The organism is Amycolatopsis sp. WAC 04182 (assembly GCF_003947465.1).
Classification (GTDB): Bacteria; Actinomycetota; Actinomycetes; order Mycobacteriales; family Pseudonocardiaceae; genus Amycolatopsis.
On the sequence record NZ_QHJJ01000006.1, the window covers coordinates 303,106 to 318,345 of the forward strand.

General features: G+C 69.2%; 13 protein-coding genes. All 13 read left to right on the forward strand.

Going from position 1 to position 15,240, the window contains the following annotated elements:
- The 13 genes from DMH01_RS30540 to DMH01_RS30600 all read left to right on the forward strand — a co-directional run bounded on the left by DMH01_RS30540 (position 1) and on the right by DMH01_RS30600 (position 15,217).
- A complete protein-coding gene (locus DMH01_RS30540) occupies positions 1 to 210 on the forward strand; it encodes an MbtH family protein (RefSeq protein ID WP_034313535.1) in 210 nt (69 codons plus the stop codon).
- Between the two features lie 354 nt (positions 211 to 564).
- Complete coding sequence (locus tag DMH01_RS30545) at positions 565 to 1,740, forward strand: cytochrome P450 (protein WP_125680815.1); 1,176 nt, start codon at positions 565 to 567, stop codon at positions 1,738 to 1,740.
- A gap of 23 nt (positions 1,741 to 1,763) precedes the next feature.
- Complete coding sequence (locus tag DMH01_RS30550) at positions 1,764 to 2,921, forward strand: cytochrome P450 (protein ID WP_125680817.1); 1,158 nt, start codon at positions 1,764 to 1,766, stop codon at positions 2,919 to 2,921.
- Positions 2,911 to 4,107, forward strand: a complete 1,197-nt coding sequence (locus tag DMH01_RS30555; RefSeq protein WP_125680819.1) for a cytochrome P450 — start codon at positions 2,911 to 2,913, stop codon at positions 4,105 to 4,107. Before DMH01_RS30550 ends, DMH01_RS30555 begins: the two co-directional genes overlap by 11 nt.
- 209 nt (positions 4,108 to 4,316) lie before the next feature.
- The gene (locus DMH01_RS30560) at positions 4,317 to 5,558 is read left to right on the forward strand and encodes a cytochrome P450 (protein WP_125680821.1); all 1,242 of its coding nucleotides are present in this window, start codon (positions 4,317 to 4,319) and stop codon (positions 5,556 to 5,558) included.
- A 12-nt stretch (positions 5,559 to 5,570) separates the two neighbouring features.
- The gene (locus DMH01_RS30565) at positions 5,571 to 6,728 is read left to right on the forward strand and encodes a glycosyltransferase (RefSeq protein ID WP_125680823.1); all 1,158 of its coding nucleotides are present in this window, start codon (positions 5,571 to 5,573) and stop codon (positions 6,726 to 6,728) included.
- Between the two features lie 21 nt (positions 6,729 to 6,749).
- Positions 6,750 to 7,967: a glycosyltransferase gene (locus DMH01_RS30570; RefSeq protein WP_199745687.1), complete on the forward strand. Its 1,218-nt coding sequence runs from the start codon at positions 6,750 to 6,752 to the stop codon at positions 7,965 to 7,967.
- A 16-nt stretch (positions 7,968 to 7,983) separates the two neighbouring features.
- Positions 7,984 to 9,198, forward strand: a complete 1,215-nt coding sequence (locus tag DMH01_RS30575; RefSeq protein ID WP_125680826.1) for a glycosyltransferase — start codon at positions 7,984 to 7,986, stop codon at positions 9,196 to 9,198.
- 25 nt (positions 9,199 to 9,223) lie between these two features.
- Complete coding sequence (locus tag DMH01_RS30580; RefSeq protein WP_370323564.1) at positions 9,224 to 10,036, forward strand: class I SAM-dependent methyltransferase; 813 nt, start codon at positions 9,224 to 9,226, stop codon at positions 10,034 to 10,036.
- 20 nt (positions 10,037 to 10,056) lie between these two features.
- Entirely contained in the window at positions 10,057 to 11,184 is a 1,128-nt protein-coding gene (locus DMH01_RS30585) for a glycosyltransferase (RefSeq protein WP_125680827.1), read from the forward strand.
- A gap of 276 nt (positions 11,185 to 11,460) precedes the next feature.
- The gene (locus DMH01_RS30590; protein WP_125680829.1) at positions 11,461 to 12,270 is read left to right on the forward strand and encodes a PIG-L deacetylase family protein; all 810 of its coding nucleotides are present in this window, start codon (positions 11,461 to 11,463) and stop codon (positions 12,268 to 12,270) included.
- A gap of 13 nt (positions 12,271 to 12,283) precedes the next feature.
- Positions 12,284 to 14,113, forward strand: a complete 1,830-nt coding sequence (locus tag DMH01_RS30595; RefSeq protein ID WP_125680831.1) for a glycosyltransferase family 39 protein — start codon at positions 12,284 to 12,286, stop codon at positions 14,111 to 14,113.
- A 63-nt stretch (positions 14,114 to 14,176) separates the two neighbouring features.
- Positions 14,177 to 15,217: a methyltransferase gene (locus tag DMH01_RS30600; RefSeq protein ID WP_125680833.1), complete on the forward strand. Its 1,041-nt coding sequence runs from the start codon at positions 14,177 to 14,179 to the stop codon at positions 15,215 to 15,217.
- Positions 15,218 to 15,240 lie beyond the last annotated feature (23 nt).

The following is a 15,240-nucleotide window of genomic DNA, read 5'->3' on the forward strand; positions in this document are numbered from 1 at the left end:
ATGAGCAACCCCTTTGACAACGAAGACGGTTCCTTTTTGGTGCTGGTGAACGACGAGGGCCAGCACTCGCTCTGGCCGACGTTCGCCGAAGTGCCCGCCGGCTGGACCCGCGTCCACGGCGAGGCCTCGCGCCAGGAATGCCTCGCCTACGTCGAGGAGAACTGGACCGACCTGCGGCCGAAGAGCCTCATCGCGGAAGTCAACGGCTGAGCGAAGGGTGTCCAGCCGCTCAATCCGGGCGGTTGGACGAGCTCGGCGAAGGGGACTTTCCCCGCGTAACACGCGGCGAAGGGCGCTTTCCCTGCATCGCATGCGGGGAAAGCGCCCTTCGCCCGGGCGGTCGGACGACCCGCCCACAGCCGATGGCGACCGTGTCGCGAAAGCCACTTTCGCGACATCTGACGTCCCGAAAGTGGCTTTCGCGACACGCTCCGGCGCGAGCGGCGAGGGCCCGGAACGAGAAGCACGCCCAGATCCGGATGGTTGGACGAACTCGACGCTCGTCCGCCCAGGCCGAGAACATCATCCCGCGCGTGACGGCCGGTTGAGGCGAAAGGAACTGCCGTGTTCGAGGAGCTCAACGTCGTCAAGGGCCTGGAAATCCACCGGAGGAACCGCTTCGATCCGGGAGCGGAACTCCTCGCCCTGATGGCCGAAGGCCCCCTCTCCGCCTTGGGCACCGAGGAAGACGGCGAGCGGCGGACCGCGTGGCTGGCCACCGGATACGACGAGGTCCGCCAGGTCCTCAGCTCGGACAAGTTCAGCGCGCGCCTGATCTACGGCGGGACCGCGGCGGGTATCGCCTGGCCCGGTTTCCTCACCCACTACGACCCGCCGGACCACACCCGCCTGCGCCGCCTGGTCACCCCGCCGTTCGCGATCCGGCGGATGCAGGGGTTCCGGCCCGAGGTCGCGCAGATCGTCGAAGACGCCTTGGACACCATCGAGGACATGGGCGGCCCGGTGGATTTCGTCCCGCATTTCGGCTGGGCGATCGCTACGACGGCGACCTGCGACTTCCTCGGCATCCCGCGGGACGACCAGGCGGACCTGTCCCGCACGCTGCACGCCAGCCGCACCGAACGGACCGACAAACGGCGCAACGCGGCGGGCAACAAGTACATGCAGTACATGAACAAGGCCGTCGCCCGCGTGCGCCGCGATCCCGGCGACGACCTGTTCGGGGTCGTGGTGCGCGAACACGGCGACGAGATCACCGACGCGGAGCTGGCCGGGGTGGCCGCGTTCATCATGGGCGCCGGTGGCGACCAGGTGGCCCGGTTCCTCGCGGCTGGCGCGTTGCTGATGGTCGATTTCCCGGAGCAGTTCGACATCCTGCGGGAGCAGCCGGACACGATCCCGGACTGGCTGGAAGAGCTGAACCGGTACCTCACCACCGACGAGAAGCTCCACCCTCGTATCGCGAAGGAGGACGTGACGATCGGCGGCCGTCTCGTCAAGGCCGGTGACACCGTCACGTGTTCCCTGCTCGGGGCGAACCGGGCGAAGTTCCCCGCGCCGGACGACGAATTCGACATCACCCGGGAGAAGTCGCCGCACGTCTCGTTCGGGCACGGTATCCACCACTGTCTCGGCAGGCCGCTGGCGGAGATGGTGTTCCGGGAGGCGATTCCCGCGCTGGCCCGGCGTTTTCCCAAGCTGAGGCTCGCCGAGCCCGATCGCAAGCTCAAGTTCGGACCACCACCGTTCGACGTGGAAGCACTGCTGCTCGACTGGTAGCGCCAGAAAGCCTGAGGAGAATCATGGTAGTTCCCTTGCCGCATCAGCGGATCCGGCTCGATCCGGCGCCGGAGCTCTGGGCGTTGCACCAGGAAGGCCCGCTGCATCGGTATGACACGGAGACCGGGCTGAACGGCCGCAGGCAATGGTTGGTCACCGGATACGACGAAGTGCGCGAGATCCTCGCCGACGCCACGCGGTTCAGCTCGATGCGGCCGGTCGACGACGAGGCGGACCGCGCCCACCTGCCGGGGATCCTGCAGGCCTACGACCCGCCCGACCACACCCGCCTGCGCGGGACGGTGGCCGGGGCGTTCAGTGTCCGGCGGATCGAGCGGTTGCGGCCCCGGGTCGAAGAAGTCATCGAGGAGGGCCTCGACGATCTGGAGAGCATGGGTTCGCCGATCGACTTCGTCCGGTATGCGGGCTGGCCCATCCCGGCGCTCATCGCGTGCGAGTTCCTCGGTGTCCCGCGCGACGATCAGGCCGATCTGTCGCGGATGATCCGGGACAGCCGGGAAAGCCGGATCCCCAAGCAGCGGGCGCAGTCGAGCCTCGGCGTCGTCAACTACTGCGAAAAGCTCGCCGCGCGCGAACGCCGTGATCCCGGCGACGAGCTGATCGGTTTCATCGTGCGCGAGCACGGGGACAAGGTCAGCGACGAGGAACTTTCGGGGCTCGCCGAGGCGATCCTGATCGTGGCGGTCGAGCAGATGGCCGCCCAGCTGGCGATGGCGGTGCTCCTGTTCGCGACTAACCCCGCCCAGCTGTCCTTGCTGCGCGAGCGTCCGGAGCTGGTCGACAGCGCGACCGAGGAAGTCCTCCGCTTCCCGACGATCGTCGAGGCCCCTTCACCCCGGACGGCGCTCGTCGATCTGACCATCGCCGGACACGACATCCACGCCGGTGACGTGCTGACTTGTTCGATGCTGACGGTCAACCGCGCGCTCGGGGACAAGTTCGACATCACCCGCGAGAACAGCCCGGGGCATCTCGCCTTCGGGCACGGCATCCACCACTGTGTCGGGGCTCCGCTGGCGAGGCTCGAACTGCGGGTGGCGCTGCCGATCCTGGCGCGCCGGTTCCCGGCACTGCGGCTGGCGGTCCCGGAAGAGGAACTGCGGTTCGTGGCGGGCAAACCGGCCCCGTTCAACATCGAGGAGCTCCCCGTTGAGTGGTGAGGACACGCGCCCGCTGCACATCCGCAGGCAGGACCTCGATCCGGCGGACGAACTGCGCGCCGCCGGGCCGCTGTCGAAGGTGACGGTGGGCACCGGGGCGGACGCCGAAACCATCTGGATGGCCGCGGGACATTCCGTCGTCCGGCAGGTTTTGGGCGACCACAAGCGGTTCAGCACCCGGCGCCGGTGGCATGAGCAGGACGAAGTCGGCGGGCGGGGCATCTTCCGGCCGCAGGAGCTCGTCGGCAACCTGATGGACTACGACCCGCCCGAGCACACCCGGATGCGGCAGAAACTGACGCCGGGATTCACCCTGCGCAAAATGCGGCGCATGGAGCCGTACATCGAGCAGATCGTGACGGAACGGCTCGATGCCATGGAGGACGCGGGATCCCCCGCCGACGTGATCGAGCTCGTCGCCGACGAGGTGCCGGGAGCGGTGCTGTGCGAGCTGATCGGGGTGCCCCGTGACGACCGCGCCATGTTCCTGAAGCTGTGCCACGGACATCTCGACGCCTCGCTGAGCCAGCGGAGACGGGCGGCCGCCGGCGAGGCGTTCTCCCGGTACCTGCTGGCGATGATCGCCAGGAACCGCGAGGAACCCGGCGAAGGGCTGATCGGCGCGGTCGTCGCCGAACACGGTGACGAGGCCACCGACGAGGAACTGCGGGGTTTCTGCGTTCAGGTGATGCTGGCCGGTGACGACAACATCTCCGGCATGATCGGCCTCGGCGTGCTGGCCCTGCTGCGGCATCCCGAACAACTCGCCGCGGTGCGGGGTGACGGCCAGGCGGCGGACCGGGCGGTCGACGAGCTGATCCGGTACCTCACGGTCCCGTACGCCCCGACACCCCGCACGGCCATGGAGGACGTCGTCATCGGGGACGAGGTGATCAAGGAGGGCGAGACCGTGCTCTGCTCGCTCCCCATGGCGAACCGCGATCCCGCGCTGGTGCCCGATCCGGACCGGCTCGATCTCACGCGGGAGCCCGCGCCGCATGTGGCGTTCGGGCACGGGATCCACCACTGTCTCGGCGCTTCGCTGGCGCGGCTCGAACTGCGGACGGTCTTCACGTTGCTGTGGCAGCGTTTTCCGGGCTTGAGGCTCGCGGATCCCGCTAAGGACACGATGTTCCGCCTGACTACTCCGGCTTATGGGCTGACGAGCCTGATGGTCGAGTGGTGAGGCTCGGTCGGTGGTGACGTGCCGGTGTCGCGAAAGCCACTTTCGCGACGCTGGATGTCCCGAAAGTGGCTTTCGCGACATGGCCTCACGAGTCCCGTACCCGCCCGTCCATGGCGGCGCTGGACGTCCCGCCCGATCGCGGATGAAGATTGCGGCGCGGCAGACGGCCGGACCGCCTTTCCTGGTCACCGAAGGAGCTTCCACTCGGTATGGAGCACGCAATCGACGAGGTCGCGCCGGCCGTGGAGCCGACGGCGAACTACATGATGAGGACGCACTGCGATCCGCACGAGGACATGTTCGTGTTGCGGGAGAAGGGCCCGTTGGTCCGGATCCTCGGGGACGCGTCCACCCAGCTCGGCACGGGCTACGTCTGGCAGGCGCTCGGCTACGACGTCGTACGCAAGATCCTCGGCGACCACGAGAATTTCACGACGCGGCCCCGGCTGACCGAGGCGGAGGCGGAGCGGACGACCAACGGCGAAGACGTGCCCATGGCGCCGCAGTTCGTCGGCCAGATCTCGACCTACGACCCGCCCGAGCACACGCGGCTGCGGCGGATGCTGACGCCGGAGTTCACCGTCCGGCGGATCCGGCGGCTGGAACCCGCGATCCAGGAACTCATCGACGAACGTCTCGACGAGGTGGAAGCCGAGGGCCCACCCGCTGACGTACAAGGACTTTTCGCCGACCCGGTGGGCGGCGGTGTCCTTTGTGAACTGCTCGGTATCCCGCGCGACGACCGCAACGAGTTCATCCGGCGCATTCGGCGGAACGTCGACCTCAGCCGGGGTTTCAAGGCGAGGGCGGCCGACAGCGCGGCGTTCAACCGGTACCTGCTCGGTCTCATCTCCCGCCAGCGCGAGGATCCCGACGACGGTTTCCTCGGCATGCTCGTCCGCGAGCACGGGGACAACGTCACGGACGACGAGCTGAAGGGCCTGTGCACGGCGCTGCTGCTCGGTGGTGTCGAGACCGTCGCGGGAATGCTGGGTTTCGGGGTGCTCGCGCTGCTGGATCACCCCGACCAGAAGCGGATGCTCTTCGAAGGCAAGGAAGAAGCGGATCGCGTCGTCAACGAATTGCTGCGCTACCTCTCGCCCGTGCAGCAGCCGAATCCGCGGATGGCGCTCAGGGACGTCGTCGTCGGCGGGCAGCTGATCAAGGCGGGGGATTACGTCCTCTGCTCGATCCTGATGGCCAACCGGGACGAAGCGTTGACACCGAACCCGAACGTCCTCGACGCGCGGCGCCCTCCGGTTTCGGACGTCGGCTTCGGGCACGGAATCCATTACTGCATCGGTGCCGCGGTCGCGAGGTCGGTGCTGCGCATGGCTTATCAGTCCCTGTGGCAGCGCTTTCCCGGGCTGCGCCTGGCGGTGTCCAACGACGAGGTCGAACTCCGGAACGCGTTCATCGACTGCCCGGATCAATTGCCGGTCACCTGGTAGAGGGGAAGCGAAATGCGCGTGTTGTTGTGGGCGTGCGGGTCACGCGGGGACGTCGAGCCGCTGGTGGCGTTGGCCGCGCGGCTGAAGGAATCCGGCGCGGAGGTGCGGGTGTGCGCGCCGCCGGACAGCGCGGAGCGGCTGGCCGAGATCGACGTGCCGCTGGTGCCGGTCGCCCGGCCGGACCGAGGGATGAACGACGGTGAGGGCCGGGATCCCGAGCTCGCCGCCGCCGGGATCGCCGACCAGTTCGACCAGATGCCCGCCGTGGCCGAAGGCTGCGACGTCGTGGTGGCGACCGGTCTGCTGTCCGGCGCCGTCGCCGTGCGGTCGGTGGCCGAAAAGCTCGGAATTCCTTACTACTACGTCGCTTTGTGCCCGATCCACCTGCCGAGCCACCTCGATGCGCCGCAGCGGGAGATGTACAACCAGGGTGCCGACGGTCTGTTCGGCGACGCGCTCAACGCCAAGCGCGCCGCGATCGGCCTGCCGCCGGTGAAGAACCTCTTCGACTACTGCTCCACCGAAAAGCCTTTGCTGGCCGCGGATCCGATCCTCGCTCCGCTGGAGCCGCGGCACGAGGCCGTGCAGACCGGCGCGTGGATCCTGCCCGACGAGCGGCCTCTTCCCGCGGACCTGGAGGCGTTCCTCGCCGCCGGTCCGCCGCCGGTGTACGTCGGTTTCGGCAGCTCGTCCGGCACCGCCGACGCGGCGAAGGTGGCCATCGAGGCCATTCGCGCGAAGGGGCACCGGGTGATCCTTTCCCGTGGCTGGGCCGGTCTGGACCTGCCCGAGGACGAGGACGACTGCTTCGCCGTCGGCGAGGTGAACCTTCAGGAGCTGTTCCGGAGGGTCGCCGTCTCCATCCACCACGACGGCACGGGCACCACGCACATCGCCACGCGGGCGGGCTCGCCGCAGATCATCGTGCGGTCGATCGTCGGCCAGCAGTACTACTCCGACCGAGTCGCCGAGCTGGGGATCGGTGTCGCCCTCGAAGGGCCGGCGCCGACCTTCGAAGCCATGTCCGCCGCGCTCACCACGGCGCTGGCCCCGGAGACCAAGGCCGAGGCGGTCGCCGTGGCCGACACGATCCGCGCCGACGGGACCACGGTCGCCGTGGAGCTGCTGTGCGACGCGGTCAGCCGGGAAAAACCGTCGGTTCCCGCCTGAGCTGAAAGAACGGGGAATTAAGTGAAGCGCGTGTTGCTGGCGACGTCCGGAAGTCGAGGCGACGTCGAACCGCTGGTGGCGTTGGCCGTGCGGCTGCGGGAGGCGGGGGCCGAGGTGCGGATGGCCGCGCCACCGGACTCCTCCGAGCGGCTGGCCGGGGTCGGTGTCCCGCTGGTGCCGGTCGGCCAGTCGACCCGCACCGCGATCAAGGGGGCGAAGCCGCCGTCTCCCGAGGACGGGCCGCGGCTTTCGGCCGAGGCGATGGCCGTCCAGTTCGCCGAGGTCCCGGCGGCCGCCGAGGGCTGTGACGTCGTGGTGACGACCGGGATGCTGGCCACCGCGGTCGCCGTCCGGTCGGTGGCGGAGAAACTGGGCATCCCGTACTTCTACGGCTTCTATTGCCCGCGGTTCATCCCGTCGCCGCATTACGCGCCGCCGCCTCCGCTCGGCGAACCTCCCGCGCCGGAAGGGGCCGACAACCGGGCGCTGTGGGAGCGCAACAGCCGGAGCGCCCTCAAGCGCTTCGGCGAGCCGCTGAACAGCCAGCGCGCCGCGATCGGCCTTCCGCCGGTCGAGGACGTCTTCGGCTACGGCTTCACCGATCACCCCCTGCTGGCGGCCGACGCGTCCCTCGCGCCTCTCCAGCCGACGGATCTCGACGTCGTCCAAACCGGCGCTTGGACACTGCCCGACGAGCGGCCGCTTTCCCCGGAGCTGGAGGCGTTCCTCGCCGCCGGCCCGCCGCCGGTGTACGTCGGTTTCGGCAGCATGCGTGCCCCCGAAGAGGCCGCCAAGGTCGCCATCGAAGCAGTGCGAGCCCGCGGCCGCAGGGTGATCATTTCCCGCGGTTGGGCCGACCTCGCGCTGATCGACGACCGGAGTGACTGCTTCGCCGCGGGGGAGGGCAACCAGCAGCTGCTGTTCGGCCGGGTGGCCGCCGCCGTCCATCACGGTGGCGCGGGCACGACGACCACGGCCACCCGGGCGGGTGTTCCGCAGGTCGTGGTCCCGCAGATCGCGGACCAGCCGTACTTCGCCGGCCGGGTGGCCGAATTGGGCATCGGGGTGGCGCACGACGGCCCGACGCCGACCTTCGAGTCACTGTCAGCCGCGCTCGAGACGGCGCTCGCCCCCGAAACCCGGGAACGGGCGACGGCCGTGGCGGGCACGGTCCGCACCGACGGGGCCGCCGTGGCCGCGAAATTCCTCCTCGACGCGGTCGACCGCGTTTCCGTCTGAAGCCAGGGGATACGAAATGCGTGTGTTGTTGTCGACGACCGGACTCCGCGGCGACGTCGAACCGGTGGTCGCGCTGGCGGTGCGGTTGCGGGAACTCGGCACCGGGGTGCGCGTGTGCGCGCCGCCGGACACCGCGGAACGGCTGGCCGAATTCGCCGTCCCGTTCGTTCCGGTCGGTCAGTCGTTGCGCGCCATGATGCAGGGGATGGCGGAAGGCCCGGAGCCGCGGCGCCCCGCCGACGAGCTCGCCGAGCAGTTCGACGCGGTCCCGGCGGCCGCCGAGGGCTGTGACGTGGTGCTGGCGACCGGTGTCCTGTCCGCCGCCATCGGTGTGCGGTCGGTGGCCGAAAGCCTGGGGATTCCGTACTTCTACGCCGCGTACTGCCCGATCTACCTGCCGTCGCCGTACTACCCGCCGCCCCTGTCGCGGGGCGACGGACGGCCGCCCGAGGAGGCGATGGACGACAACCGGGCCCTGTGGGACTTCTACAACGAGGTCTTCTCAAGGCGGTACTCGGACGCGCTCAACGGCCGTCGCGCGGCGCTCGGCCTGCCGCCGGTGGACAACCTCGTCGAGTACGGCTTCACCGAGCAGCCCTGGATGGCGGCGGATCCGGTGCTGGCCCCGCCCCGGCCCGAACTCGGCGCCGTGCAGACCGGCGCGTGGATCCTGCCCGACGAGCGGCCTCTTCCCGCGGACCTGGAGGCGTTCCTCGCCGCCGGTCCGCCGCCGGTGTACGTCGGTTTCGGCAGTACGCCCGAAATCGCGGACACGGTGAAGCTGGCCGTCGAGGCGATCCGCGCGCAGGGCCACCGGGTGGTCCTCTCCCGGGGCTGGGCGGACATGGCCCTTCCCGACGACGGAGCCGACTGCTTCGCCGTCGGAGAGGTGAATCTGCAGGCGCTGTTCGGCCGCGTCGCCGCCGTCGTCCACCACGCCGGCGGGGGCACGACGACCGTGGCCGCGCGGGCGGGCATCCCCCAGGTCGTGCTGCCCCAGATCACCGACCAGCCGTACTTCGCCGAGCAGGTGGCCGCGCTGGGCATCGGCGTGGCGTTCGAGGAGTTCGGGCCTGCTCCGACGTTCGATTCGCTGTCCGCCGCGCTCGCCACCGCGCTGTCCCCGGAGACCCGGGCACGCGCGAAAGCCGTCGCGGGCACGCTCAGCGGCGACGGGACGACCGTGGCCGCGGAGCGCCTGCGTGCCGCCGTCGGCCGCGTTTCCGTCTGACCATCAACCGACCAGGGTGAGGAAAATGTCCGATCTGGCTGCAGCACCGCACGAGAACCGGCAGATGGCGCAGTGGTTCGGCGCCGACGCCGAACGGTACGACCGCGCCCGGCCCACCTATCCCGAAGCACTGGTCGACCGGGTCGTCTCGATGAGCCCCGGCAAGAACTTCGTCGACGTCGGCTGCGGTACCGGCCTTTCGTCCCGCCCGTTCCAGGCGGCGGGCTGCACGGTGCTCGGCGTCGAGCCGGACGCGCGGATGGCGGAGGTCGCCCGCAGGCGGGGACTCGAGGTCGAGGTCGCCAAGTTCGAGGACTGGGACCCGGCGGGCCGCACCTTCGACGCGGTCACCTCGGGGACCGCCTGGCACTGGGTGGACCCGTTCGCGGGCGCGGCCAAGGTGGCGGAGGTGCTCGCCCCGCACGGGCTGATCGCGTTGTTCGACAACGGTTTCGAACTCCCGGAGGCCGTCATGACGGCGCAGGGCGAGGCGTACCGGCACGCCATGCCGGACGTGAAGTTCGAGCCGCCGTCCAAAAAGGACGAAGACGTCGAAGAATACGTCCAGCAGGTCTACGCCAAGCAGTACGTGAAGGCCGCCGAAGGCATCCTCCGGACCGGCGCGTTCAGTGTGCCGGAGGAACTGCGCTTCGAGTGGTCGCGAGTCTGCACGCGTGACGAATGGCTGGACCAGATCCCGACGCAGGGCGGGCTCAACCACCTCGCGGAGGACGCGCGCGCCCGGTTCCTGGCGTATCTCGGCTCGGCCATCGACGAAATCGGTGGGTCGTTCACCATCAACTACGCCACGGTCGGCATCGCCGCGGTCCGGCGCTGAAGTACACCAGGGGATACGAAATGCGCGTGTTGTTTTGGTCGTACGGAACCCGCGGCGAGGTCGAACCGCTGGTGGCACTGGCATTGCGGCTGCGCGAGCAGGGTGACGAGGTGCGGATGTGCGCGCCTCCCGACTACACCGGGCGACTGGCAGAGGTCGGCGTGCCGCACGTCGTCGTCGGCAAGCCCGTGCTCGAAGAAGCGGGCAAGCTGGGCGGGCCACCCGAATCGCCCGAAGCCGCGATCGCGGGGATCGCCGAGCAGTTCGACAAGATCCCGGCGGCCGCCGAAGGCTGTGACGCGGTGGTGACGACCGGCCTGCTGTCGGGCGCGATCGGGGTCCGTTCGGTGGCCGAGAAACTGGGCATCCCGTACTTCTACGTCGTTCCCTCGCCGGCGCTCGTGCCGTCGCCGGAACACCGGGGCATGTACAACAACGGTGCCGACGGGATGTTCGGCGGCGCGCTCAACGACCTGCGTGCCGCGATCGCTCTCCCGCCGGTGAAGAACCTGTACGACTTCAGCACCACCGACAAGCCCTTCCTGGCGGCGGACCCGCTGCTGGCACCGGCCGACGGCGGTGTCCAGACCGGTGCTTGGATCGAGCCCGACGAGCGGCCGCTTTCCGCTGAACTGGAAGCGTTTCTCGCCGCCGGCGCGCCGCCGGTGTATGTCGGTTTCGGCTGTTCGCCCGCCCCTGCCGACATCGCCAAGGTGGCCGTCGAGGCGATCCGCGGCCAGGGCCGCCGGGTGGTCCTCTCCCACGGCTGGGCCGGTTTGACGCTGCCCGACGACGGCGGCGACTGCCTGGCCGTCGGTGAGGAGAACCTGCGGGCGCTGTTCGGCCGCGTGGCCGCCGCCGTCCATCACGGCGGCACCGGCACGACGCATGTGGCGGCGCTGGCGGGGGTCCCGCAGATCGTGGTCCCGCAGATCGCGGACCACCCGCATTTCGCCGCCAAGGTGGCCGAACTGGGCATCGGAGTGGCGCACGACGGCCCGAACCCGACCGTCGATTCGCTTTCCGCCGCGCTCGTCACGGCGCTGGCGCCGGAAACCTCGGCACGCGCGAAAGTCGTCGCCAGCACGATCCGCACCGACGGGACGACGGTGGCCGCGGAACTCGTGCGCGCGGCGGCTCTGCGCTGACCTCGTGAGTGGTAAGGACGAAGTCGTGACTCGCGTGATCAGGGGCGTAACTCACGTGATCGAAGGCGTAACTCACGTGACTGGACACGACACTCGAGTGTGCGCTGTCCGATCACGCGAGTTACGCCTCTGATCACGCGTGATACGTGTCTGATCACGCGAGTTCGGCGTTGCGTCACCCAAACGCACCACATTCCCCTTGCTGCTCAAGAGGTCTCGAGCGCTGTCCAGACTCATCAGTTGAAGCGTGACAAGGCGGTAAGCAAAATCAGCACCATGATTCCACGCCGGCTGCTGGCGATATCCCCGCATTTGGACGACGCGGTCCTTTCCCTTGGCGCGAGTCTCGCCCAAGCGGCGCGGGACGGCGCGGAGGTGCTCGTCGACACGGTCTTCGCCGGAACGGCGCCGCCTCCCTATTCCGCGGCGGCGGAGCGAATGCACGCGGTCTGGGGTCTTTCCCCGGAGGACGACGCGCCGCTCCATCGCCGGAACGAGGACATCGCCGCGCTCGCCCATCTCGGGCTGGCGTACCGGCACGGCCGGTTCCTCGACTCCATCTACCGGAGGCTGCCGGACGGCCGATGGCTCACGGACCACGTGGAGGGCGGGCAAAAGCTCGCGGTGGCCCAGGATTCACCGGGCGACGACGGTCTCGTCGCCGAGATCAAGGACGACATCGAGGCGATCGTCGCCGAATTCGAGCCGACGCTGATCGTCACGTGCGCGGCTGTCGTCGACCATCCCGACAACCTGGCCACCCGTGACGCCGCCTTGTCCGCCGCCCGCGCGATGAACGTTCCGATACGGCTATGGGAAGACCTTCCCTATTCGATGTTCAAACCGGGAACGATCGAACTCCCCATCGGTTTCCGGCTCGGCACTTCCGAATTCGAGTCCGCAACGACGGAGACTTGGAAACGGAAACGCGAAGCCGTCGAGTGCTATTCTTCCCAGCTGACGATGCTCAACGGCAGGAACAAGAATTTGTTCGAGAGGCTGGACGAGCACGCGCGGAAGAATTCGCCGCGGGGCGGATTCGGCGAAACCACCTGGCCCGTTCTCCTCGACGACAACAACGGTTAAGCGAGGTACCGGAGTGTCCGCAACACTCACCCATCTGCCGTCACCGTCCCTGGACCCCGCCCCCGAGGGTGTGCGCGGCCGCTGGGCGTTCTGGCGCTCACCCGCCGATCAGCCGCGGTGGGCCCGGCCGGCGCTCCTGGGCATCGCCTTCGTAGCCCTGGTGCTCTACGCCTGGAACCTGCCGAGGGTCGACTTCGCGCCGCTGTACTCGGACACGGCCAAGAGCATGTCCGAGAGCTGGAAGGCGTTCTTCTACGGCACCGTCGACCCGGGGGCGACGTACACGCTCGACAAACTCGCCGGATCGTTCGCGCCGCAGGCCATCTCGGCCAAGATCTTCGGCTACCACGAATGGTCGCTGGCGCTGCCGCAGGTGATCGAGGGCGTGATCTCGGTACTGGTCATGTATCGGGTCGTGCGGCGCTGGGCGGGCGTGGTGCCCGGCCTGCTCGCCGCCGGCATCTTCACCCTCACCCCGGTGCTCGCGCCCATGTTCGGGCACAGCATGCAGGACGGTCTGCTGACGATGTGCCTGGTGCTCGCCGTCGACGCCTATCAGCGCGCCGTGCTCGAAGCGCGGCTCCGGTCGCTGGTCTGGGCCGGTGTCTGGGTCGGTATCGGCTTCCAGGCGAAAATGGTGCAGGCGTGGATGATCCTGCCCGCGCTGGCGATCGGCTACCTGCTCACCGCCCCGGTCGAACTGCGCCGCCGGGCGAAGCACCTGGCTCTCGCCGGTGTCGTGACGCTGGCGGTGTCGCTGTCGTGGATCGCGCTCTACACCTTCACCCCGGACAGTTCCCGCCCGCATATCAGCGGCACCACGAACAACAGCGCGTTCGCCATGGTGTTCGGTTACAACGGTCTCGGCCGTGTCGGCGTCCACCTGCCCGGCGCCGAGGACCCCAATGGCCGCGGTGGTCTTCCGTCGCTCGGCCCTGGTGGTCCCGGTGGCGGCCCTGGCGACTTCCCTGGTGGTCCTGGTGGTCCCGAGGGTGGTCCGGGCGACGGCCCCGGCGGTCCCGAGGGTGGTCCGGGCGACGGCCCCGGCGGTCCCGAGGGTGGCCCCGGGGATCCGCAAGGCCCCGGCGGCGGTCAGGGCCTGGACGAGAACGGGAACTTCGGGACCAAGCATCAGGACGAACAGAACGGGGACTTCGGCCCGAAGGCCGAAGGCGGCCAGCCCCTCGGGCCGGGCGGCCCCCAGCCGGACGAGTCCAAAATGGAGACACGAGCGGATCCGATGGGGGCGACCAAACTGCTCGACGGTCACCTCGGCGTCGCGATCGCCTGGCTGTTCCCGCTCGCCCTGCTGTCGCTGCTGTGCGGGCTCTGGTGGTGGCGCCGCGCCGAGCGCACCGATCAGGTACGCGGCGGGCTGGTGATGTGGGGCGTCTGGCTGGTGACGTTCCTCTTCGTCTTCAGCGCGAGCGCTGTCGCGCACACCGCGTACGTGGCCTCTCTCGCCCCTGCGATCGCCGCGCTTTCCGCGCTCGGCATCGTCACCTTCTGGCGGGCGTACCGCAACGGCGGCAGGCAGGGCTGGATCCTGCCGATCGCCATCGCGGCGGAGCTGGCTTGGGGCGCTTGGCTGTGGTCCCATTACCCGAACTTCCTGCCGTGGGCGAAATGGGGCACGCTCGTGCTCGGCGTGGCCGCCCTCATCGTGCTGATCGTGGCCCGAATGCGTGAGACCGCTTCGAAGTCACTGGTCACCGCGGCCCTTGTCCTCGGTGTCGCGGCAATGATCGCCGCGCCCGCCACCTATGCCTTCTCCGTACTCCATCCCGATTACTCCGGCAGCTCTTTCGACGCCAATGCCGGACCGGCGTCCGGCTCCTTCTGAGGCGGGCCGGTGTCGTTCTCAACGTCTGCGGAAATCTCCGCCGGCCGGAAAGGAAAACTGCCGATGCAGGAATCGCTCGACTCCACCGAGGTTCACCGTCGTTTCCAGCTGATCGCCAACGGTCCCGCCCTGTTCAACGCGGTGGTGTCCGGTATCGAGCTGGACATCTTCGACTTCCTGGAAGAGTGCGGCGGCGCCGACGCGGCGGCACTCGGTGAGTTCACCGGCCTGGAGCCGCACAAGGTCCGGGTGCTGATGCTCGCCCTGACCACCACGGGCCTGATCGAGAAGCGGGGCGTCGACTATGTGAATCACCCGGTCGCGACCGAACTGCTCGCCACGAGCGGTCCGGAGAGCTGGCAGCACATCCTGCTCAGCTGGAAGACCATCTACTACCCGGCGTTCGCGCGGATGACCTCCGCGCTGCGCGCCGGCACCAACGAGGCCCTCGACGCCCTCGACGGCCCGGGGGACACGCTGTACGCGCGGCTCGGCAACGACCCGGAGAAGGCGCGGATCTTCTACACGGCGATGTCGGCGTTCTCGCTGCAGACGATGCCGGGGCTGCTGGAGCACATCGACGTGAAGTCGTCGCGGCACCTGCTCGACGTCGGCGGTGGCGACGGCACCACGGCGGCGGCCCTGCTGAAGGCCAACCCCGGCCTCAAGGCCACGCTGCTCGATCTGCCCAGCAGCGTGGAGCTGGCCGAGCAGCGCGTGCCCGCCGAGGTCACCGACAGGCTCACCCTGCACCCGGCCGACCTGCTGACCGACGCGTTCCCCGGCGGCACCGACCACGCCCTGTTCAGCCACGTGCTCGACACCTTCACGGCCGAGCAGTCTGTCATGCTGCTGGCCAAGGCGTACGAGGTGCTGCCGTCCGGCGGGAAGATCTCGATCTACGGATTCGCGGCCGCGGACGACGAGACCGGCGGCCCGCTTTCCGCGCGGCTTTCGCTTTACCTCAACATTCTCGCCACCGGACGCGGGATGGCCTGGCCGCAGGCCGAGGCCTCGGCGTGGCTGAAGTCCGTCGGCTGTGTCGACGTCCGCTCGGTGGAGTTGCCGTTCGAGCACGCGTTGGTGACCGGCACGAAGCCCTGAGTACGGCCGGTGCAGGGCTCAGA

Excerpts from the sequence above, each read along its gene's own strand:
- DMH01_RS30585 (WP_125680827.1), top strand. The coding sequence starts at position 10,057 with ATGCGCGTGTTGTTTTGGTCGTACGGAACCCGCGGCGAGGTCGAACCG.
- DMH01_RS30565 (WP_125680823.1), top strand. The coding sequence starts at position 5,571 with ATGCGCGTGTTGTTGTGGGCGTGCGGGTCACGCGGGGACGTCGAGCCG.
- DMH01_RS30575 (WP_125680826.1), top strand. The coding sequence starts at position 7,984 with ATGCGTGTGTTGTTGTCGACGACCGGACTCCGCGGCGACGTCGAACCG.
- DMH01_RS30590 (WP_125680829.1), top strand. The coding sequence starts at position 11,461 with ATGATTCCACGCCGGCTGCTGGCGATATCCCCGCATTTGGACGACGCG.
- DMH01_RS30550 (WP_125680817.1), top strand. The coding sequence starts at position 1,764 with ATGGTAGTTCCCTTGCCGCATCAGCGGATCCGGCTCGATCCGGCGCCG.
- DMH01_RS30600 (WP_125680833.1), top strand. The coding sequence starts at position 14,177 with ATGCAGGAATCGCTCGACTCCACCGAGGTTCACCGTCGTTTCCAGCTG.
- DMH01_RS30560 (WP_125680821.1), top strand. The coding sequence starts at position 4,317 with ATGGAGCACGCAATCGACGAGGTCGCGCCGGCCGTGGAGCCGACGGCG.
- DMH01_RS30580 (WP_370323564.1), top strand. The coding sequence starts at position 9,224 with ATGTCCGATCTGGCTGCAGCACCGCACGAGAACCGGCAGATGGCGCAG.
- DMH01_RS30540 (WP_034313535.1), top strand. The coding sequence starts at position 1 with ATGAGCAACCCCTTTGACAACGAAGACGGTTCCTTTTTGGTGCTGGTG.